The following is a 21,105-nucleotide window of genomic DNA, read 5'->3' as shown; positions in this document are numbered from 1 at the left end:
CCCAATTCGGTTAATCGATATTTTTATCAACTATTATTTCACGTATTTAGCAACTTGTGTTCCGGCTTGGCGGCCAAAGATCACGATTTCCGCGACCGAGTTCCCACCAATACGGTTATCACCGTGGAGCCCACCGGTGACTTCACCAGCAGCGTAGAGGCCAGGAATCGCCTGCCCAGACTTCTTCAAGACTTCCGTTTGTGGATTAATCTTCACGCCACCCATTGTGTAGTGAATCCCGGGGGCAATCTTAATCGCATAATATTTCGGTGTATTTAGCTGATTATCCATCCCAGTCGTCCGATCATACTGGGAATCCTTCTTAGCCTTAACATCGTCATTCCACGTTGCGACAGTCTTTTCGAGTTCAGCACTAGGGACGTTCAATTTCTTTGCCAAATCGCTCAATGTTGCGGCTGATTCGACCATCCCTTTCTTTTCGTACTGATTGATCGCAGTGACCCGTTGTTTGACACCGCCATCGAATAAGACATACGCATACTGATCAGATTGCTTGTTAATGGCCGCTGACACAACATCGCGTGTGCCCATTTCATTAGTGAAACGATCACCAGCGGTATTGACTAGAATCCCACCTTCACCACGAACGGCTTCACCAACTAAGTACGGTGGCTTTTGGTAAACCGTTGGATGAATCTGAATCTTATCCATATCAACCGTATAACCGCCCAAGTCAGTAATCATTTTGATCCCATCACCCGTGCTACCAGCTTGGTTCGTCGTGACGTACTTCGATAGATCTGGTCGATATTGCTTAATCATGGCCTTGCTAGCACCAAAGCCACCAGTCGTGACGATGACTGCCTTTGAACTAATGGTTTTCGTCTTGTCTTGGTTAAATTTAACCTTGACGCCATTAACTTTACCGGCTTTTTCATTAATTTTGGTCACATCGGCATTGACATAAATCGGAATTGAATTCTTCTTCACATTTTTCAGTAAGCCGTTAACTAAATAGCCCCCAACGGCCGACCCATCAGCGGGACGATGGGTTCGTTTAACACTCATCCCACCAGTAATGGTCAGGTTAGTCAGCTTGATTCCCATGCCGTCTAGCCAATCCACGGCACTCGCTGAATGATCTACGAAGAACCGCAGCATCGCCTTATCATTCGTGCCATGCCCACCAGTTAACGTTTCCTGATAGAATTTCTCATTGGAATCCTTAATCCCCGCTTTTTTCTGAACCTTGGTTTCAGAGGCATTCATCCCGGACGATGCCTTCAGTGTATTACCACCCGCAACCGGCATCTTTTCTAAAATAACCGGTTTCAAACCTTTTTCTTTAGCAGCCAGCGCCGCCGACATCCCAGCACCCCCGGCACCAATAATGACCACGTCATATTTCGACTTCAAGTCCTTCATGGTTGAATACTGGGTCTTCGACGCTCCGGAAGTCACTTCCGTCTTCTTCGATGACTGACTTTTACTACTGCTGCTTGATTTCGAGCTAGTTGAACTGGTATTCCCACAACCAGCCAAGCTGGCAACAACTAATGTTAAACTGGCGACTAACGCCAAACCACGTGTCTTCATAATATTCCCCTCCAAAGCGATATTTTTCGATATTGTGAAGCATTGCGTTAATTGTAACATGACCTTACTAACCAATGGAACCCTTTTCAACAGCATAAATGCGCAAAAAAAGAGCTAACCAATCCATCAGTTAGCTCATCATTCACAATATCAACGGTTAATTCAATGCGGCAATCATTCCGGTCAAAAAGTCAGTGGCAGTTCCAACAAAGGCCTGCTGCGAGACCTTAAAAATCGGGGCTTTTTCATCTGGATTGACCGACAGAATATGTTGCGCACCTGCCATCCCAAGCACGTACTGTTCCGCGCCGGAAATTCCGATATTAATAATGACTTCGGGCGTGACGGTTGCGCCGTCAATCCCAATCAGTTGTTCAACACTGAACTGTTCCAATTTGGTCAGGGGCTGGGTCACCGCAATGGCTGCACCAATCCACTTAGCCAACTGTTGAGCCTGTAACAAAGTCGCCGGTTCCATCGCGCCTTGGCCTAATGCCACAATGCGTTTAGCATTTTTGATGGCACCAACTGTCACGGGCACTTCCTCGGTCAAGCGTAGCGTTTTAACGACTTGATGCAAACTGCCAATCTGAATTCGCTTGGCAACTGCCACCGGTTGATCGGCGGTCAATGGGTCCCAATGATCGACGCCTAATGCCTGGCGCCCAATTTTACGCGTCAATTGGGTTAACGTCCCCGTCGCCAACGTGATTGCCTGCGCCTCAGCCATTAATTGCGTCAACGGTAGCGTCCTAGTGGTCGAAATCCCACCCATAAGTTGACTTGCCTGTTGGACCATGCTGACGCCATTTTGACTACTCGTGACAGCCGCCATCGTTGCTGCTGTTTCAAAATCACGCTTTTGATCCACTTGTTGCGCCGCATCCCAAGTCAACAACTCACTCGTTCGTAACTTGGTTGCGAGCTCACCTGCTTGAAGCTGAACGACAGCATCCATGTTCAATAGCGATTTACCTAACACCCGTTCACGTGTATAGCGTTTGACGATTGCCATAGTCCGTTGACCGATACCAACACTAATGGCCGCACTCATCACCCGAGCAAGCGCATTAATATGGCGCGCAATCGTGACGCCTTGATCTTGATACCCAAGCAGCTGTGTCTTGCTAACCTGAACACCATTTAGCCGTAATGTCGCCATTGGCACGGCAGGCAGACCAGCGAGGTGTACCGGTTGCAGTGCTCGCAATCCCGCCTGACCAGCAGAAACCACAAACTGTAGCCGGTTTTCACGCAGTGTTTTTGCTAAAACAATATAGGCGGCGGCTTGACCACCATTGACGACCAACGTTTTATCACCAGTGAGCGACCAGCTCTCATCCGCCTGTTTGGACGCACTACACTGAATTGCCTCGCGACCACCACCGTCCGGTTCCGTCATCGCAATGGCCAGTGGCTTTTGCTTAGCTGCTTGTAGCGTTTCAGCAAACTGTGCCGGCTTGCCGTATAGCGATAAGGCAGCCGCGGCGGTCCAAGTGCTTGCCAACATCACGGCCGCACTAACCGACCCTTGCGCAATCGCTGCTAGCACTAAAATTTGTTCCGAAAAACTGGCCTCTGAACCAAATGGCTTAGCTAAACCGAGTTCTGGCAGACCTTCATTGACTAGTAATTGATACGCTTCAGCGCTAGTTTGTTGGCCCTGTGACAATTGCGCGTCAAATGGTGCCAATTTTTCCTGACTAAAGGTCGTTAAATGTTGCCATAAGTCCCGTTGTTCAGCAGTTAAATTCTCATCCATGCCGCACCTCGCTTCGTTAATTGTTTAGCTCTAATTTACCACAACTACAAAAAAGGTGGCGACAATTGCCGCCACCCGTGACACTTATTTCGGTGCGATGAAGCCATTTTCTAAAATCGCCATATACTTTTTAGCCCGTTCGGCGATCCACTGCGCATCCGCCATTGTTTTCATTTCTGGACTAACTTTGGCCTGCGCTTGAAATTCAACAAAAATCTGATTATAAATCCCCATAATTAACTCAATCACCGTCTCACGGTCAACTTCTGGCCGCAAGGGAAGCCGGTCAATGATTTGCCCAATCATCAATTGTGACAACTGCAAGCTTTGCGTATAGAGCGCCTGCAGTTTACCTTGAATCACGACAGGCAGTTTATCCGCATTGCCATACGCGTTGATCATGAGTCGCATCTCATCAGGGTGTTTACGCCCAAATTCTGCCTTATATTGGGTACTGCGCACCACTAATGCAACCAAATCAACGGGTGTTTTAAAGGCTTGTGGTGTCACTTCTGCTTTAATGCGATCCGTCGCAACGACAACGGTTTGAAAGTACAGTTGTTGTTTACTACCGTAATAGTGAAAAACCAGTCCCTTTGACACTTCAGCTGCCAACGCAATCTGCTCAGTTTTAGCGGCCGCGTAGCCGTGTATCGCAAATTCATGGGTCGCTGCAGTCATAATTCTGGTGACTTTTTCGGGATCTTTGGGAGTTGCTGCCCGTGCCATTTTCCGACTCCTCTCTGCTATTGCGCCAAGTCCCGACGCCGATAGCCAATACTTGCTAATACTAATATTAGCACAGTTATTGCAAGTAGCCACCAGCTCGTTGACCAGTCAATTGCCTTGATTGGCACTTTATTCACAAAACCGAGTGGGGTAAACTTTTTGGCCCAAACGGGTAACTTGATCAAGCTGCCTAAATATAGTGAGAAGAAGCCGTACAATACCCAGACCCAGGCTAAATAACGCCATTTTGGCAGCCAACCTGCTAGCAAACTAGCAGCCGCCACCATGACTAACATCGCTGGCACATAGGCCAGGAACACTTGCCAGTAAGTCGACCATTTGATTGGATCGGTCATGACAGTCAGCCCGGTCACATACATGCCAACCAAGCCCGCCATAAAGACCACAACAGCTTCAACTAACGCAAAGACCGTATAGCTTGCCCAAACATGCCAGCGAGAGGTCGCCGTCGCATAGAGTTGATGCAAGTAACCTTTATTTTCATCACTCACCAATTTCAACATGGTCTGTACCGCTGGAATTAGCGCCACAACCACGATAACAATCGCTAGTACCGCGATAAAGTTTTTCACAATAACCCGATTGGCGGCCGCCAATGCTGAAGCGCCTAGAAGCTGCTTGATCATTGGATTACTTTTGGCCAAATCCCCAATCGTATTAAAAATGGACCCGTAAGCTGCGCCTAACACTAAGTTCCCCACGGTCCAAGCAAGCAATACCATGCGAGATTCACGCCACAGTAACGTAGCTGGGCCAGCTAAAAATGGTGACGCCGTCCGTCGACCTTGTCGGGTTGCCAAAAATCCGGCACCCAAATCTCGGCGCCAATTCAACGTCGCTGCCAAAGCGGCACAGATTAATCCGAATAAGAACATCCAGAGTAAGGGGCGCCAGTCGTTCTTTTGATAAATACTCATTTTCTCGATCCAGCCGAATGGAATCCACCAAGTCTGCCGTGGGTCACTGACATCCGTGCTCATCCGTGCAATGTACATCACCCCGAAGATGGCGTAGCTTAGCATCGTGGTCTCACTGGCATTATCTGCCAACTGGGCAACCAGAAGCGTTAGCATGCCAAACAGCCAGCCCATCGCCGCTAGTCCAAAACCAATCAGCCAGTTCCCGGCCGCATCTGCGCCTGGCATCCCTGAAAGCTGTAATCCAAGTCCATACAGCACGCCGAGAATCAAGTTCAGTCCCGTTAATTCTGCCACGCCAGCTGATAATGGGGCTAGGCGGCCAACTGCGTGTGCCCGCACGAGTTCCAGCAAGCCATCATCTTCCTCACCACGAGTGGTGGCGACGGCTAACATAATATTCATAATAACCATGATGATTGCCATGAAGACGACCATTTCAGTGGCAAAGATCTTGGCAGTGGTGTAAGGCGCTTTGGCTGTAAAGGCACCAAACAACGAAACCATCGCTGGTGTCTTCAACGTTGTCACAATGGAATCAATGGCTTTTTGCGTACTATAGATCCCATCAAATTTAGCAGCAATCGCCGTCAGCAACGCGGCCAAAGTGACCGTCCAAATCAAAATTTTCGTCCAGTCACGTTTTAAATTCAGTCGAATCAGTAAGCCGGTTCGTTTAAATAATTGTCCTGACATCATCTGACTCACTTCCCATCAGCGGTCCGCGCATCGTTTGGTGATTCATAATAGCGCATAAATAAATCTTCCAAAGTTGGCGGCGTACTCGTCAAGGTCACAAGCTGTTTTGTGGTTAAATAGCTCATAACGGCCGTCAGTTGATCGGCCTCAACCGCAAGACTGACATGGTTTTCGCCGTGCTTAGTCGTCAGACCGTGTACCCCAGGTAATGTGGCTAACTCTGACAACGGCTGAACCGTCTGAACATCAATGGTCGTTCGCGTTAAGTGCCGCATTTCGGCTAGCGTCCCCGTTTCAACAATACTGCCTTCACGAATGATGCCAATTCGATCACACATTTTCTCCACTTCTGACAAAATATGACTGGAGAGTAAGACACTCTTACCTTGCGATTTAAGCTGCAAGACGTGTTCTTGGAAAGTCTGTTCATTGAGCGGGTCTAAACCTGACGTTGGTTCATCGAAAATATAAAAATCCGCATTCGTCGAAAATGCCGCAATCAAGGCAACTTTTTGCCGATTCCCTTTTGAATAAGTGCGGGCCTTTTTCCGTGGGTCCAACCCAAATTCTTTGATCAACGCATCCGTTTTCTCAGAATGGTGTTCACCGTTCATCTTTAAGAACAGGTCAATAATTTCGCCACCACTTAGATTGGGCCATAAATAAACATCGCCGGGTACATAGGCAATCCGCTGATGAATGTCGACGCTCTTTTCCCACACATCCTCACCAAAAATCGTTGCTGACCCACCGTTAGCCTTTAAAATACCTAACAATACCCGAATCGTCGTAGACTTGCCGGCACCGTTTGGACCGATAAAGCCAAAAACTTCCCCAGGATAAATTTCAAAATCAATATCTTTTAATGCTTGAAACTTGCCAAATCGCTTTTGTAAATGCGAAATCTTTAATAATGGCGCTGTCATCGTCGTTTCCCCCTTGTAATGTGTCAGTAGGTGCTCGCCAACACACAGGTTTTCTAATGCAGAGCAATAATAGTTCTCGTTGACTCGAAAGTCAATGACCAGCTAGTCAATCACTGATTTATTTTTGACATCTGCCTTGAAGTGCCGTTGCACGGCCATTTTGAGTACTGAAATTAACTTAAACAAGTGTCTGGGGTTAGCTGTGCAAAAAGCCGATTTAAAATTGAGCCGATTAAAAAAGCGCCAGTACAATTGTATTGGCGTTATTTTGAATGACCCACTATCGAGCTGCAGGAGACGGGGCATGGAATTTGCTGTGTCGGTGGCGTTAGCGCATGGGTTGGGCGCTTACACCACGGGCGTCTTTCAAGACTTGCTTTTTTAGGCTTGAAAGCGAAGCCCCAGACCGCTCCTCAAGCTGGGGCTGGCCCTCACAGCTAATGAAATGACCCGTCACCTAAAGCGGTCAAATTTTAGTGATGCCCCAGACTCTAAGTAACCTTTCAAAGATCAGGTTAAAAAATCGTTGGCACTAGTCCGCCATCGGCTCGTAAAGCTTCACCTGAAAAACTGCTAGCAAAGGGACTGGCGACAAAGACGGCTAAACGGCCAATCTCAGCGGGGCGAATCAGCCGTTGAATTTGGGACAATGGCCGATGATTAATCATAAAATCGTGTTCCCATTGATCCGCTGGCAGATCGGAATCGGCGTACATGTCATTCAGCATATGCTGAACCCCTTCCGTCAAGGTCGAGCCCGGCATGACGGTATTGACAGTGACATGGGTCCCAACCGTCAATTTTGATAAGCTTTTAGCCAATGACAAATTCATCGACTTCGTCATTGAATATTGCGGCATCTCACCAGATGGCATGACGGCCTCTTCACTCGCAATAAAAATAATCCGCCCAAAGTCATTGGCTAACATCGCCGGCAAATAATGTCGTGCCAAGCGATTCCCTGACAACACATTCACCTTGAAGAACCGTTCCCAAGTCTCATCGTCAATCGTGTCATAGGCCATTGGCCCGAAGATCCCCATATTATTGACGAGGACATCCACAGTCGGCACTTGTTCGAATAACTGGTCTGCTTCCGCGGGACGACTAATATCAAAGGGGGCCGCAATTGGCTGCGTTTCTGGGTAAGCAGTTGCCAATTCGGTCACAACCGCTTGGACCGTTTCCGCGCGGCGGCCATTAATCACGACATCCGCCCCTTCCTTAGCGAAGGCTTCGGCGATTGCCCGACCGATACCTTTTGTTGACCCCGTGACCAAGACCCGTTTATGTTTCAAACCCATTTCCATGCTAAAAATCCTCCGTTCGACTTGATTTTCTGGTTAAGCTTAGCGGTTCTATCCTTAAAAAACAAACAAACCGCCCTTATTGGGACAAAAAAGCGACCCGAAGCAACGATAAAAAACTCGCCTCGACCCGCTTTGATATGTACGCGTTTTATTCCGCGCTAGTTTTTGCATAAGCTTCTAGAATTGGTTTGACATAACGTTCTTCAGCTTGTTTCCGTGCAACGATCGCATCATCCATATCTGCAAATTGTTGATTTAAAACTAAGTGCCCACGGTACATCAACCGTGCGACCCATTTTTGAGAACAACGATCAAAGGAAACCCCAATCACACCACTACGGTTACGACTGTTCGGCTTCAAACGATCCACTGAAGTCCCTTGGTATAAGGGGAGATTGTCACTCCGCCCCATATTTTGACGTGTCTTCGGATTCTCAAAAATATTCTTACGGCTGACATCAGCGCGTAAGCAACCACAACTCTTAGTAATACCCTTGCGTAGCCGATAGCTATCGACGACGACTTGCCGACCACATGAACATTGACACAACCACCGGGCATTCCCGTTTGGCGCACTCTCTGCACGTTTAATCACCGTCAATCGGCTAAACGTCTCACCGGTTAAATCTTTTAGTCGCATCAAAATCACCTCGATTTCTTCTAGTTCTCTGATACCGCACCCGTTACCAATTGAACTTAACTATAAGTTATACTGATTTTGTGAAAATAGTATGACGAATACAAAAATATTCATAGTGTTATTTATTTTAATTACGTGATACTTTTTAGAAACACTCAACCAATGCCAGCTTTGTCCAGTCATTAGAATACTACTATTTTTATTTAATGTCACTTAATATTATTCATATTATATTTATTTAACAATTGTCACCACTCAAAAAAGGCATGCCGCTAGTTTTGCGATCACGCCTTTTTTAAAGTTAACGTTTCTAAACTTGTTATAACTTTTCCGTAGCGCTATGCAAACGATATAGGGCTATATAAACCAACCGATTGGTGCCAGGCCCAACCAGCTGACCACATAGACAGTTGCTTCACTTGGTACCACAGGCCGGAGTACTTGCTTAATCTCGCTCTCCGACGCTAGTGTTTGTAGCTCATACGAATACCCATTTTTACGGGTATGTCCCACCAAACGCCACCGGCCTACTGACTTTAATGCCTCCGTGTCGAGTTCGGCTGTCAGTGGTTCAATGTACACATGCATCGTTGGCATCCATGCGCCATCATAGTCACGTGTCTCCCGCCGCAAAATAACAATCTGTTTCTGTAGATTTTTAGCACTCAGCCAGAAACAGAGCAAGATGCACAAGGCGAACAGGATATATAGTTGAAAAAGTACAAGTTGGTTGTCGTTTTGCAACAGGAAAGGAAGTACTCCCAAGAATCCGACTCCTAAAAAAATGAATACATTCATCGTGTTCAGTGTCTTGTCTCGCATCCCCAGCGCCACATCTAAACGCATTTTCGGATCACCTGGTGAGACTTGGGCCTGAATCACTTCCGGCTGATCACTCCCCGTATACACCACTTGAATATCGGGCTTTTTGACTTGAACGGTTGCTAAAACTTGGAAGATCCGATTTGCTTTCGTAATTTCTGTCACCAATTCACTAGGAACATACTCACTAAAAATCCGAAAAGTCGTTCTAACATGTTTAAACCGATACCAATTACCATGAATACCGGCTAAACACCAACCACGTTTCGCCAACTTATTCAGCCATTTTAGCTCCTGTTCAGACCCTTTGATTAAAAATCGAAATCGCCACATCTTACCGCTTCCCCTTTTATTAACTAACCGCCCTTAAAAGTAACCGATTGGTGCTAGTCCTAATGTCCCAACCACGGTTACCGTCGTTTCTACTGGGACAATCGTCTTCACAGCAGCCCGAATTTCGGACTCACTGGCCAACGTGCGGACGTCATACCAATAAAACCCTTTTTTATCGTGACCAACCAGTTGCCAGGTCCCGATGCTGTCAATTTTTTCGGTTTCTAGCTCCGCAGGCAACTTTTTTAAAAAGACATGTTTAGTTGGCAACCAAGCGCCATCATAATTTTGAGTTTCACGCCGTAACCGTGAAACATCAAAGTGAACTCGGATCGCTCGGATCGCTAAAATCACGACGATTAGTAACCAAGTGTCAAGAATCACTTCCCCAACAGCATTTGGAATCCCATCGTTTGTCAAAAATATCGCGGTAATAATGAACACTAACCCGACAAAGAAAAACACGTTCATCACGTTTAAGTCATGCGCGCGCATTGCGACGGCGATTTTTAACTGTAATGGCGCATCTTGGCGGTTAACCCGCGGCTGTTGCATTTTTGGCGCCGAACTACCAGTATATACGACCTGAACAGCCGCAACCGCTAATGGCGCAGCGGCCAGCACTTTAAAAACTTGCTCATGAGCAGCCAAGGTTGGCACTAACTCGTTCGGCACGTATTCACTAAAAATCCGATAGTGTGCCGTCGTTCGGTCAAAGTCATACCAATTTCCATGCACCTGTGTTAACAGCCACCCCTTCGCAGCCAGCTGATTTAACCAAGTTAATTCTTTTGATGATCCCTTAATCATCATTCGATAACGTCGCATTGCTAACACTCCCCATTAGATTGGACTAGTCTCCCCCTAGTCCAATCACTATTCTGCTTTTAAATCTTCATTTTCGATAATTTCAGTCAATAACTTCAACCGGTCGCGTTCCGCAATCAATAGTGCCTCACCACTCCCAGTAATTTCATAAATATGCACGTCATCGGCATCGACCCGTTCGGTCATTAAATAATCTCTAGTCATTGCATGCAAATTCGTGAATAACGTTCCCAAACCTAATTGCAACTTGTTATGTGTCAGCTCCGCAATTTTTTGCGGAATATCATCACTTTTGATGGGCTTGCGGACACTAACTAACGTCAAAAACGCCGCTTCTGTCATTGGTTCATATTTGTCGATCAATCGTTGATAAAAATTTCCAGCCATAATAAAAAGGCCTCCCTTTTAATTAAGAAAACGCTTACTATATTATTCAAATTATGCACCTCTTATTTCGGGATTGCAAACCGCTCAATTACCGAAGTTACACAGTTTACAAGCACAAAAAAAGACCCAGCAATGAGTCTTTAAACCGCTTAGTGGACTTGAATATCTGCGACCACCGTACTGCTAGCATAAGGAAAGTGTGATTCGGAAACTTCGAATGGTTGACCGTCGTCGGTATAGCTCACCTGATTGATCACTAAAACTGGATCGCCAAGCTTAGCATCCATGGCCTCAACGTCTTCATCAGTAGCTTTAGCGGCCGAGATTAACCGGTGCGTGCCCGCAATCGACATGCCGCGTTCTTTTTCGAGATAACCATAAATGGACCCTTCCAGCACTTGCTTCGTTAAAGTCACAATGCTCGTGGGCATAATCGTATGTTCGTAGGCCCACACTTGCCCTTCAACGTAACGCGTCCGCCGAATCACGTAGACGGGGTCCATGGCGTCGATCATGAGTTGTTCCGCTTCACGTTGAGTTGGGAGGCGTGCTTCCAGCTCCAATACCTTACTCGTAACCTTTTTCCCCTGGTTCGTTCGCGTCGTTCCCAATGGGCGATCAACTTGCGTTTCTTGCCGTGTGTCGGTCAAACCGAAGTCTTTCCGCACAAAAGTCCCCGCACCCCGTTTCGAGTAAACCATCCCTTCAATAATTAACAATTGAATGGCTTTGTGAATCGTAATCCGGGTTGTATCAAACGTCGCTGCCATTTTGTTCTGGTCAGGCATCAATTCCCCCGGCGCATATTTACCAGTTTTAATGTCCTGACGTAAGCTGTCAGCGATTGCTTCATACTTATAAGCCAAATTAGTCACATTCTTTCTTTGTTAACTTCTTGTCAAATAGTTTACCCCATTTCATACCCAAAAGGAAACAGTTATATATACTTTTTATCCAAAAACTCATTTTTGTTTTAGCGAAGCCTTAATTAACCGTCACTACTGATAAATCGCTATAATAACAACTAACGACACGACTGCCAACCAGCAGGCATACAACAATAATTATGAGGTGACTAACAATGGAAGTCCATACATTAAAACTCGATCAAGACGCTGTCATCTATTCAGCGGCCATTAAGGCACTCGCCGGTTTCAAACCAGAAATCGACGTGGATTTTTCGAAGACCACTAATCAAGAAGAAGCTAAAATTCTGGCCAAAGAAACAACGGCACAATTTTTGCCAGTTTTCGAAGAATTATTAGAGCAAGGTTACGCCAAGGCGATTTCAAAAGGGCAATTAGCCGAATGGGGCGCCTATTATATGGCTCATAAAGTCCATAAAAAATAATTAATCCGGTCAATTTAACTGTAACCGTTTTATTCGTTCGGATTTACTTGCGTGTCTGCGCAGATTGGCGTATGCTATGATAAGTTAAATTCAGATGAGAAAAAGCTGTGACAAGATGAGTAAGCGTGCGGTTGTCCCAAGAGAGTCGTATTTGGTGCAAGCGATGGCAACCCCCGCTGAAGATGGTCTTGAAGAAGCTGCTAGGTGCAATAACCTGGCCGGAGCGATCCGTTACCATCATGAGAAGTCCGAGTCATCGGAAAACACTAGGTGGTACCGCGCTAACGCGTCCTTGCAAGCAATTGCTTTTGGACGCGTTTTTTGTTGGCTTTCGTTTGCTGAACTAACTTGTTGCTCGTCTTTATTACTATATTGTTTATTTTAGGGAGTGTCTGAATGATGCAAAATAAGCAATCTAATTCCATTCGTACCGTCGTAGCAACCGGGATCGGCGCCGCAGTTATTTTTGTCCTCATGAAATTCGTCGCCATTCCAACTGGGATTCCAAATACACAAGTTAATGTCGCCATCGGCTTTTTAGCGTTACTAGGAGCCATTTTCGGCCCAGTCGCCGCTGGGCTCGCCGTCTTTATCGGTCATGCGCTCAATGACTTCGTCACTTATGGGTCTCCTTGGTGGACTTGGGTCATTGTCGACGGGTTGATTGGCGTTGCCTTTGGTTTAGCGAAGAATCGGCTCAAAATTGACAGTGGCGTCCTTGGTAAAGGGAAGCTGATTTGGTTCAATATTTATCAAATCATCGTTAACTTCGTCGGCTGGGTGCTGTTAGCGCCAACTGGTGATATCATTATTTATCATGAACCGGCTAGCAAAGTTTACGTCCAAGGGGTCACAACTTGGTTGGTAGATTCAATCTCAGTCGCCGTTATTGGGACCATCTTACTCGTCTTATATGCACGAACACGTACCCAACACGGGAGTCTAACAAAGGAACGTTAATATGATGACAGCACCAATCATTAGTTTTAAAGATTTTTCATTTCAATATGATAGTCAGACTGAGCCCACCTTACGACACTTGAACTTGGATATTTATCCAGGTGAAAAGGTCCTAATCGCGGGCCCTTCTGGTTCAGGTAAATCCACCCTAGGTCGTTGTTTAAACGGGCTGATTCCACAATCCTATCCCGGAAAAATGAGCGGTCAAGTGTTGATCAATGGTCAAGCTATCAAGACGAGCACTATTTTTGACCTATCCATGCAAGTTGGGACCGTTTTACAAGATCCTGACAGTCAATTCGTTGGCCTGACCGTCGTAGAAGACATGGCCTTCTCATTAGAAAACGACCAGCAAGATCAGGCTACCATGCGCACTGATACCGCTAAATGGGCTCAGACCCTCGAGTTACAAGACTTGCTGACCCATCGGCCACAAGAGTTATCTGGTGGTCAGAAACAACGTGTCGCCATGGCTGGCGTCCTCATTGATAATAGTAAGATTTTACTCTTTGATGAACCTTTAGCGAGTTTAGACCCCGCGTCTGGCAAGGCCTCAATGGCGTTAATTGATCAATTAACGCACAGTGAAGATTTGACGGTCATTATTATTGAGCATCGGATTGAAGACGTACTCCAACAACCGATCGACCGCTTAGTCGTCATGCAAGAAGGTCGCATCGTTGCCAATGACCAACCGGAACCAATCTTACGTCAATCACTCATGGCCCAATTAGGGCTGCGTGAACCGCTCTATTTATCGGCCTTATTGCATGCTGGGATTGACTTGGATAATTGCGACCACTTGGATCAGCTCTCCCGTTTAACCGTTCCTAATTTAACGGAAAAGCTGCAGGCGTGGAGCGCTGACATCACACTCAAGGCACCGATTGTGCACACGGAACCACTATTAACGCTCACGCATTTGTGCTTTGGTTATGAGCCAAAACACCGAATTATCGACGACCTGTCACTAACATTGCATCGCGGTGAAATGATTAGTCTGGTCGGTCAAAATGGGACCGGTAAATCAACGCTCAGTAATTTAATTACAGGATTCTTAACGCCCCAGGCTGGCCAATTAAGCTTTGATGGTCAGAATTTAGCAGCGCTATCAGTCAAAGAACGGGCTGATCATATTGGGTACATTTTACAAGACCCTAACCAGATGCTCTCAAAAACGTTAATTTTTGACGAGGTCGCGGCGGGCTTAGTTTTACGTGGCCTCGAACCCGCGACAATTGAAAAGCGGGTGCTAGCCACCTTAAAAGTCTGTGGCCTTTACGAGTTCCGACACTGGCCAATTTCAGCCCTAAGTTTCGGTCAAAAGAAACGGGTTACCATCGCAGCCATCTTAGTGCTTGAACCAGCGATGTTGATTCTTGATGAACCAACTGCCGGCCAAGATTTACAGCACTACACCGAAATGATGACCTTTTTAACTAAAATTAATCGTGAACAAGGGATGACCATCATGTTGATCACCCACGATATGCATCTTATGCTCGAATATACGGACCGAACGATCGTGCTTGGTAACGGCAACGTGCTCATGGACGATGCGCCTGCTAACGTCTTAACTAACGACGCCATCATTGAACAGGCCTCCTTAGCGAAGACGAGCCTTTACACACTAGCTGAGCAAAACCAACTCAACCCCACCGAATTCGTCGCTAAATTTGTCCAAGCCGAACGGGAGGCACGCTAATGCAACATCAACTTTTAATTGGCTATGCCGATCGCAAAACTTTCTTAAATCGCTTGAGTGGCAGTACTAAACTACTCAGCTTTATTGGCCTATCCATTATTGGGATGATGACTTATGACACGCGCTATTTAATCGGCATCATGTTGTTTTCCTTAGTCATTTTTCACTTTTCAAAAATTCGCTATCGTGAAATTTCGTTTGTGGTCAGTGTCATTGTCGGCTTTTCCGTTTTGAACCTCGTCATGGTCTACGTCTTCGCCCCCCATTACGGCGTCTCAATTTACGGTACCGAGCATTTACTTCTCGGCAGTAACCAGCATTATTTTAATTTGACGACTGAACAATTATTTTACGAGTTCAACTTGCTATTGAAATATACGTTTGCGGTTCCCTTGGCGTTAATCTTTCTGATGACGACTAATCCAAGTGAATTTGCCGCCAGTTTGAATAAAATCGGGCTCTCCTATCGGGTCAGTTACTCGGTCGCGATTGCGCTACGTTATATTCCAGATGTTCAAAGCGATTACCGCACAATCAGTCTAGCGCAACAAGCGCGGGGCTTTGAAATTTCTAAGAAGGCCAAATTTATGACCCGGGTACGTGGCGGGATTCAGATTTTATTGCCATTGATTTTTTCGAGTTTGGATCGCATTGAAATCATCAGTCAGGCCATGGAATTGCGCCGCTTCGGTAAAGGTAAACACCGCAGTTGGTATATGGCTCAAAAATTTAAAGCAGCTGATTACCTCACGTTATTGGTTGTCGCAGTGCTCATCGTTATCGGCATTGCCCTCTTTCATGTAAACGGTGGCCGGTTCTGGAATCCGTTCAAATAAGTCCTACACCACTACAGCTAAACTCACTAGCTCGCGTGTCGACCCCAATCGTCGGCACGCTTTTTTGACGAGTCTTAAAAATTTTTATGCTGATAGAATACTAATTAATTAGCATTGAAAGCGATTACATATAACTTTGTTTATAAAAGACTATACAAATATCAATAAAAGGATTGTTTTTAATACCAATTCAGTCTATACTATCCAATGTTAAGGAAAGCGCTTCCTGTTAGATTTCAGATTGGAGGAGACTATGTCAGTTCTACGTAAAATGCCCAAAGATTTCTTTTGGGGTAACTCAGTTTCAAGTATGCAAACCGAGGGTGCTTGGAATGTTGATGGTAAAGGGTTATCCGTTTATGATGTCCGTCCAGCGACCGACAAAACTTCGGATTGGCACGATGCCATTGATGAGTATCATCGTTATGATGAGGATTTGGATTTAATGAAATCAATGCACATGACGATGTATCGGATTCAAGTTTCTTGGTCACGCGTGGTTCCCGATGGTGACGGTGCCTTCAATGAGGCCGGCTTGGCTTTCTATGACCGCCTTATCGACGCCATGCTCAAACGCGGGATTACCCCAATGATCTGTTTGTATCACTTTGATATGCCATTAGCTTTGGCACAAAAAGAAAACGGATTCATGTCGCGCCACACTGTTGACGCCTTTGTCCGCTTTGGTGAGAAGGTCATCGACCACTTCGCTGATCGTGTCAAATATTGGATTACGTTCAACGAACACAATCTTTACTTCAGTGATGAAGTGTTTAACATTTCTGGCTATACCAAGGGTGATCGTTCCCTCAACGATATGTATACGATTTTTCATCACACGATGCTCGCACATGCACAATTAGATGCGTATGTTCACGACCATTATGATGATGTGCAATTCGGTGGAATGTTAGCGGATACACCGGTTTATCCGGCAACCGCTAAACCTAATGATGTCTTTGCTGCTCGCCAACTTGATCAATTTTCTAATCAAAATTTGAACGAAGCGTTCGTCTACGGTCACTATGACCACGAAGTCCTAACATATATCAAGAATCATGATATTGACTACGACTTACAACCTGGCGATAACGAAATTCTCGCCAAGATGCACGCTGACTTTATTTCATTTAGCTATTATCGAACAACGACGATCAATGCCGATAAGATTCCAGCAGGGACAGCGCCCAACCGCTATTTAAATTACGCCATGGAAGCTAATCGTTTCCTAGACAGTAATGAATGGGATTGGACCATTGATCCATTAGGGTTTCGAACTTTAATCACTGACTTGTACAATCGTTACCAAGTTCCCGTTTTCCCAATCGAAAATGGCGTTGGGATCAGTGAACATTGGGACGGCCAACATATGATTGAAGATGATCTACGGATTAAGTATCATGCCGAACATATCAAAGCAATGAAGGATGCCATGTTTATCGACGGTGCTAAGGTTTTAGGTTACCTTGGCTGGGGATTAATTGACATTCCAAGCTCACATGCCGACATTGAAAAACGTTACGGGGTCGTTTATGTCAACCGCAGTAACCACGATTTGAAAGACATGAAGCGCGTGCCTAAAAAGTCCTTCTATTGGTTACAAGCACTACTAGAAAAAAATGGAGATGAATTGTAATGGATGATACGCAAAGTAATAGCGCATTTAGTAATTTCATTAACAACAAAATTTTGCCACCGGTCATGAAGTTCGTTAACACCAAACCGGTTAAAGCGTTACAAGATGGGATGGTTTATGCCTTACCATTTATCATTATTGGATCAGTTTTCTTAATCTTATCGAACGTGCCAATTCCTGCCGTCGCAGCCGCGATGAAAGCTTCTGGCTGGTCAGCGTTCTTTAACCAAGCCTATACCGCAACTTTCGGGATTATGGCACTTTGGGCTTCTATCGGGATTGCTTATGTTTATGTTCGTAATGAAGGCTATGAAGCATTGCCTGCTGGCTTAACTTCTATGGCCGCATTCTTAATTCTCCAATCCTTAAACATCGCTAACCCATTAGTTGCCGCAATGGGTAAAGCTGGTACTGGGATTACGAATGCCGCTGGTAGCACAGTGATGTCTGGTGCCGCGGTTCAAGCGAACATCGACAAATTGCCACACGCTTTACAAGGTTTCTTGACTGCCCCAGTTACTGGCGTCATTAACATTACTTGGCTTGGTGGCCAAGGGATGATTGCCGCCATCATTTGTGGGATTTTAGTTGGTTGGGCTTACTCCGCAATGATTCGTAAAGGTTGGAAGATTACCTTACCTGAACAAGTACCATCAAGTGTTGCAAACCAATTTACAGCCATGATTCCTGCTGGCGTTATCTTGATTGTCTCACTGTTAATCTACGCGGCCTTCAGTGCCTTTGGTAATACTGATGTTTTGCAATTAATTTATAAATTACTACAAACACCACTTCAAGGCTTATCTGATTCATTTGGTGGCGCCATCATCATCGCCTTCTTAGTCCCATTCTTCTGGTTCTTTGGGGTTCATGGTGGCTTAATCATGGGTGGTATTACAAGTGGGATTTTAATTCCTAACACCTTTGATAACGCCGCTTTATATAAAGCTGGTAAATTGACTATCGGGCAAGGCGCCCATGTCGTTACTAACGAATTCTACAATAACTTTATTAACTTAACTGGTTCCGGGATTACCTTAGGGTTGGTTGTCTTTACTTTAGTCGCAGCCCACTCTGTTCAATTTAAGACCATTGGTAAAATTGAATTAGTTCCAGCTTTATTCAACATTAACGAACCATTCCTGTTTGGGTTACCAATCGTTATGAACCCATTCTTGGCAATTCCATTCTTCTTGACACCAGTTATCGTCGCGGCATCAACTTACTTGGTCATCCGCTTCGGAATTGTGCCACCGCTGAACGGATTCGCCGCGCCATGGACAACTCCAGCCATTATCTCCGGTTTCTTAATCGGTGGTTGGAAGATGGCCATCTGGCAAACCATTACCTTGTTAATGTCAGTCGGAATCTACTTCCCATTTGCTAAGAAGTACGATGCTGTCTTGACGAAACAAGAACATGACAAAGAAGTTGCTGAAGCTGCTGGTAATGCCGAAGCTGCTAAATAATATTTCGGTAATACTGAATACTTGATAACAAATAACTTCTAAAAAGCCGTCCGACAACGATCACAGTTGTTGGGCGGCTTTTCTGTCTCATCTAATTGTTCCGGCTTTCTATTTCGCGGAAACTATGCTACCGTTACTTATCGAATAAGCGAAATGAGAGGTTTTTGCGATGACTAAAAAAATAATTATGCTGGCGTGTGCCGGTGGCATGTCCACTTCCCTGCTAGTGACCAAAATGAAAGCAGCGGCTAAAGCTAACAATGAGGATTATCAAATCTTCGCGACCGGGGCTGCCGAGATTCATGATCGACTGACTGGGGAAGCTTGTCCCGATGTCTTGCTTCTCGGCCCACAAATTCGTTATATCGCCGATAAAGCACAAGTCATAGCTGATGAAGCTGGGATTCCGATGGCCGTCATTAATATGCACGATTATGGCACCATGAATGGCGTCAATGTCTTGAATACAGCTAAGCAATTATTGGAAAAATAGCCTGTTTCACGTGAAACAATCGTTGGGTTAATTTTCGATGAGCTGTCAGGCCGACCCTACCGTTGGCTCGATTATTACGATAATTTTAAAATGATGCCAGCACACACATGTGCTAGCATCATTTTTTTTGTGTGCGATGTTAACTAAACAACTGGCCGGGTACCATTCAAGCTACGACTAATCGGTCAGCAGCATCTTTAGTTGTGCCAATGCAGCCTGATGATCCCCCACACTATGTTTGGCAATATAGTAATAAGCCAAGGTTTCAGCCGTCTGTGCTTGCTTTGATTCCGAGAGCTGATAAGTCGTCTGGAAACGTTGCACAAAGGCCGTGAGATCCTCACTGGCGGTTAATTCGCGCCGACAAAATTCACGTAACTCGGAACGTTTGAGCTGAGTTCGGGCAATGCCAGTTAATTGTGGCTGTGCCGCCAAGCGCTGGTTCAACTGCCGCGTTAGCGGTGATTCGGGCTGTGATCCCAACCAGCCTCGAATCTCAGCAACCGTGGTCAATTGCGCCGCTTGTTGGAACCATTTCAGTGATAATTTGGTCGCCCATCGCGTCCCTAACAACCGCTGCCAATCGGCCAGTTGATCGGTCTCACGGTGATACTCCCAGCCCCAGCAGATATTATAGACATCATCATAAAAACGAGTCGTTTGCCGCTGGTCGAGCTGTTGGGTCACTTGATTTAAATCAGTGACAAACTGCCGATCTAACATCGCCAATCGTCGCACTTGAACTTGTCCAGTCTGCGTATATTCCGTCACCATCAGCCCAAACTGATACGAATTCACTAATGGTCGTTTTAACTTGAGCGTTTTTAAGCCGTCAAATAACTGTTTTGCAACTGAACGCGTTGGTCGCCTGACCAGAATCCCCGCTAATTGGCGCAAATACTGGCGATAGGCCTGACTTTGGCGCAAGTCTTGTTCATCCGCCGCCGCGACTTTTTCGGCGGTTACGCGCGCTTGTTGTTGCACACTAGCGTCCTTTTGTTGCTGAGCCAATTGTTGTGCGGCAATCGTCTCAGTCTCAAGCTGTACTAAATCGGTATAGCTTTTTAACGTTGGTTTCAAAGCTTTCAGTGGTAACGTTTTGCTGCGTCGCTTTAAGTAAGTTGTGACCGTTTGACTCGTTTCGCGACGGACAGCCCGCGCTTGGGCTTGATGCGTTGCCGGTAATTGTGGCAGCCAGGGCTGTTTGAACATGATCGTTGGCACTGACGGCACTTGTGCCGTCAACGTCTGATATTGGGCGACGGCATAAAAGTTATCTTCCGTGGTGATTACCATCAAATAACGTGTCTCGGCATTCATGAACTTTTTAACGCATTCAGAACCAACAATCAATTCACGTTGATCATGCTTATTTTGAACGTGATATTCATAGCGTACTGGCTTATGACAGAGCTCACAATGCTGCCACTGCTGCCGATTATCATTGGGATTAACCACGTAAGGTAAACTCGCTAATAATTGCCATTCATGACTGCAGGCAGTTAACCAGGCAGCATGATCGTGCACAATGAGATTACGAACGGTGTCTCTCAAAAATGGACTGTCAGCTTTAACCGTAACGTGTTCGCGTAATAACCCACTAATTTGTTGGAGCGAAGTTGCACGGCGGGCTTGTTCACTTAACCGGAAGAACCGATTTTCCGCCGGTGTAATTAAAGTTGTCATCGTGGACATACATACGCCCCCCCTTTCAAAAAACTCTT

Annotated in this window: 19 protein-coding genes; 7 read left to right on the top strand and 12 right to left on the bottom strand. The window is 45.8% G+C overall.

Annotated elements, in window-relative coordinates:
• Positions 1-33: 33 nt before the first annotated feature.
• The 11 genes from FFM74_RS05880 to FFM74_RS05830 form a co-directional block, all read right to left on the bottom strand.
• Positions 34-1,557 (bottom strand): flavocytochrome c, encoded by a 1,524-nt coding sequence (locus FFM74_RS05880; RefSeq protein ID WP_137625707.1) that lies wholly within the window; start codon positions 1,555-1,557, stop codon positions 34-36.
• A gap of 157 nt (positions 1,558-1,714) precedes the next feature.
• The gene (locus tag FFM74_RS05875) at positions 1,715-3,319 is read right to left on the bottom strand and encodes an FAD-binding protein (protein WP_137625706.1); all 1,605 of its coding nucleotides are present in this window, start codon (positions 3,317-3,319) and stop codon (positions 1,715-1,717) included.
• An 84-nt stretch (positions 3,320-3,403) separates the two neighbouring features.
• Complete coding sequence (locus tag FFM74_RS05870) at positions 3,404-4,048, bottom strand: TetR/AcrR family transcriptional regulator (RefSeq protein WP_137625705.1); 645 nt, start codon at positions 4,046-4,048, stop codon at positions 3,404-3,406.
• Positions 4,049-4,065: 17 nt separating this feature from the next.
• Complete coding sequence (locus FFM74_RS05865) at positions 4,066-5,685, bottom strand: ABC transporter permease (protein WP_223877175.1); 1,620 nt, start codon at positions 5,683-5,685, stop codon at positions 4,066-4,068.
• Positions 5,686-5,690: 5 nt separating this feature from the next.
• The gene (locus FFM74_RS05860; RefSeq protein ID WP_137625704.1) at positions 5,691-6,611 is read right to left on the bottom strand and encodes an ABC transporter ATP-binding protein; all 921 of its coding nucleotides are present in this window, start codon (positions 6,609-6,611) and stop codon (positions 5,691-5,693) included.
• Positions 6,612-7,126: 515 nt separating this feature from the next.
• Complete coding sequence (locus FFM74_RS05855) at positions 7,127-7,921, bottom strand: SDR family NAD(P)-dependent oxidoreductase (RefSeq protein ID WP_137625703.1); 795 nt, start codon at positions 7,919-7,921, stop codon at positions 7,127-7,129.
• A 148-nt stretch (positions 7,922-8,069) separates the two neighbouring features.
• Complete coding sequence (locus tag FFM74_RS05850) at positions 8,070-8,561, bottom strand: alcohol dehydrogenase (protein ID WP_137625702.1); 492 nt, start codon at positions 8,559-8,561, stop codon at positions 8,070-8,072.
• Between the two features lie 357 nt (positions 8,562-8,918).
• Positions 8,919-9,716 carry a hypothetical protein gene (locus tag FFM74_RS05845; RefSeq protein ID WP_137625701.1) on the bottom strand — a complete coding sequence of 266 codons (798 nt, stop codon included), beginning with the start codon at positions 9,714-9,716 and terminating at the stop codon, positions 8,919-8,921.
• 33 nt (positions 9,717-9,749) lie between these two features.
• Positions 9,750-10,544 (bottom strand): hypothetical protein, encoded by a 795-nt coding sequence (locus tag FFM74_RS05840; RefSeq protein WP_137625700.1) that lies wholly within the window; start codon positions 10,542-10,544, stop codon positions 9,750-9,752.
• 48 nt (positions 10,545-10,592) lie between these two features.
• A complete protein-coding gene (locus FFM74_RS05835; protein ID WP_137625699.1) occupies positions 10,593-10,931 on the bottom strand; it encodes a helix-turn-helix transcriptional regulator in 339 nt (112 codons plus the stop codon).
• Positions 10,932-11,080: 149 nt separating this feature from the next.
• Entirely contained in the window at positions 11,081-11,797 is a 717-nt protein-coding gene (locus FFM74_RS05830; protein ID WP_137625698.1) for a GntR family transcriptional regulator, read from the bottom strand.
• Between the two features lie 215 nt (positions 11,798-12,012).
• Between FFM74_RS05830 and FFM74_RS05825 the strand changes: the two genes are divergently transcribed.
• The 7 genes from FFM74_RS05825 (at position 12,013) to FFM74_RS05795 (ending at position 19,381) form a co-directional block, all read left to right on the top strand.
• Complete coding sequence (locus tag FFM74_RS05825; RefSeq protein WP_137625697.1) at positions 12,013-12,282, top strand: hypothetical protein; 270 nt, start codon at positions 12,013-12,015, stop codon at positions 12,280-12,282.
• Positions 12,283-12,681: 399 nt separating this feature from the next.
• Positions 12,682-13,242: an ECF-type riboflavin transporter substrate-binding protein gene (locus FFM74_RS05820; protein ID WP_137625696.1), complete on the top strand. Its 561-nt coding sequence runs from the start codon at positions 12,682-12,684 to the stop codon at positions 13,240-13,242.
• 4 nt (positions 13,243-13,246) lie between these two features.
• Positions 13,247-14,947 (top strand): ABC transporter ATP-binding protein, encoded by a 1,701-nt coding sequence (locus FFM74_RS05815; protein WP_137625695.1) that lies wholly within the window; start codon positions 13,247-13,249, stop codon positions 14,945-14,947.
• Positions 14,947-15,783: an energy-coupling factor transporter transmembrane component T family protein gene (locus tag FFM74_RS05810; protein ID WP_137625694.1), complete on the top strand. Its 837-nt coding sequence runs from the start codon at positions 14,947-14,949 to the stop codon at positions 15,781-15,783. Before FFM74_RS05815 ends, FFM74_RS05810 begins: the two co-directional genes overlap by 1 nt.
• A 253-nt stretch (positions 15,784-16,036) precedes the next feature.
• Positions 16,037-17,419 (top strand): glycoside hydrolase family 1 protein, encoded by a 1,383-nt coding sequence (locus FFM74_RS05805; protein ID WP_137625693.1) that lies wholly within the window; start codon positions 16,037-16,039, stop codon positions 17,417-17,419.
• Positions 17,419-18,888 carry a PTS sugar transporter subunit IIC gene (locus FFM74_RS05800; RefSeq protein WP_137625692.1) on the top strand — a complete coding sequence of 490 codons (1,470 nt, stop codon included), beginning with the start codon at positions 17,419-17,421 and terminating at the stop codon, positions 18,886-18,888. Before FFM74_RS05805 ends, FFM74_RS05800 begins: the two co-directional genes overlap by 1 nt.
• Before the next feature lie 169 nt (positions 18,889-19,057).
• Complete coding sequence (locus tag FFM74_RS05795) at positions 19,058-19,381, top strand: PTS sugar transporter subunit IIB (protein WP_137625691.1); 324 nt, start codon at positions 19,058-19,060, stop codon at positions 19,379-19,381.
• Positions 19,382-19,558: 177 nt separating this feature from the next.
• Here the strand turns inward: FFM74_RS05795 and FFM74_RS05790 are convergent, their stop codons facing one another.
• Positions 19,559-21,076: a hypothetical protein gene (locus tag FFM74_RS05790; RefSeq protein WP_137625690.1), complete on the bottom strand. Its 1,518-nt coding sequence runs from the start codon at positions 21,074-21,076 to the stop codon at positions 19,559-19,561.
• Positions 21,077-21,105: the final 29 nt, after the last annotated feature.

Origin of the sequence: Lactiplantibacillus pingfangensis, assembly GCF_005404945.1 — a bacterium.
GTDB lineage: Bacteria > Bacillota > Bacilli > Lactobacillales > Lactobacillaceae > Lactiplantibacillus > Lactiplantibacillus pingfangensis.
The sequence above is the reverse complement of the archived record's forward strand: the minus strand, read 5'-3'. Positions and strand labels throughout refer to the sequence as shown.

Excerpts from the sequence above, each read along its gene's own strand:
- FFM74_RS05870 (WP_137625705.1), bottom strand. The coding sequence starts at position 4,048 with ATGGCACGGGCAGCAACTCCCAAAGATCCCGAAAAAGTCACCAGAATT.
- FFM74_RS05805 (WP_137625693.1), top strand. The coding sequence starts at position 16,037 with ATGTCAGTTCTACGTAAAATGCCCAAAGATTTCTTTTGGGGTAACTCA.
- FFM74_RS05845 (WP_137625701.1), bottom strand. The coding sequence starts at position 9,716 with ATGTGGCGATTTCGATTTTTAATCAAAGGGTCTGAACAGGAGCTAAAA.
- FFM74_RS05790 (WP_137625690.1), bottom strand. The coding sequence starts at position 21,076 with ATGTCCACGATGACAACTTTAATTACACCGGCGGAAAATCGGTTCTTC.
- FFM74_RS05875 (WP_137625706.1), bottom strand. The coding sequence starts at position 3,319 with ATGGATGAGAATTTAACTGCTGAACAACGGGACTTATGGCAACATTTA.
- FFM74_RS05860 (WP_137625704.1), bottom strand. The coding sequence starts at position 6,611 with ATGACAGCGCCATTATTAAAGATTTCGCATTTACAAAAGCGATTTGGC.
- FFM74_RS05840 (WP_137625700.1), bottom strand. The coding sequence starts at position 10,544 with ATGCGACGTTATCGAATGATGATTAAGGGATCATCAAAAGAATTAACT.
- FFM74_RS05850 (WP_137625702.1), bottom strand. The coding sequence starts at position 8,561 with ATGCGACTAAAAGATTTAACCGGTGAGACGTTTAGCCGATTGACGGTG.
- FFM74_RS05800 (WP_137625692.1), top strand. The coding sequence starts at position 17,419 with ATGGATGATACGCAAAGTAATAGCGCATTTAGTAATTTCATTAACAAC.
- FFM74_RS05815 (WP_137625695.1), top strand. The coding sequence starts at position 13,247 with ATGACAGCACCAATCATTAGTTTTAAAGATTTTTCATTTCAATATGAT.
- FFM74_RS05855 (WP_137625703.1), bottom strand. The coding sequence starts at position 7,921 with ATGGAAATGGGTTTGAAACATAAACGGGTCTTGGTCACGGGGTCAACA.
- FFM74_RS05795 (WP_137625691.1), top strand. The coding sequence starts at position 19,058 with ATGACTAAAAAAATAATTATGCTGGCGTGTGCCGGTGGCATGTCCACT.
- FFM74_RS05835 (WP_137625699.1), bottom strand. The coding sequence starts at position 10,931 with ATGGCTGGAAATTTTTATCAACGATTGATCGACAAATATGAACCAATG.
- FFM74_RS05820 (WP_137625696.1), top strand. The coding sequence starts at position 12,682 with ATGCAAAATAAGCAATCTAATTCCATTCGTACCGTCGTAGCAACCGGG.
- FFM74_RS05865 (WP_223877175.1), bottom strand. The coding sequence starts at position 5,685 with ATGATGTCAGGACAATTATTTAAACGAACCGGCTTACTGATTCGACTG.
- FFM74_RS05880 (WP_137625707.1), bottom strand. The coding sequence starts at position 1,557 with ATGAAGACACGTGGTTTGGCGTTAGTCGCCAGTTTAACATTAGTTGTT.
- FFM74_RS05825 (WP_137625697.1), top strand. The coding sequence starts at position 12,013 with ATGGAAGTCCATACATTAAAACTCGATCAAGACGCTGTCATCTATTCA.
- FFM74_RS05810 (WP_137625694.1), top strand. The coding sequence starts at position 14,947 with ATGCAACATCAACTTTTAATTGGCTATGCCGATCGCAAAACTTTCTTA.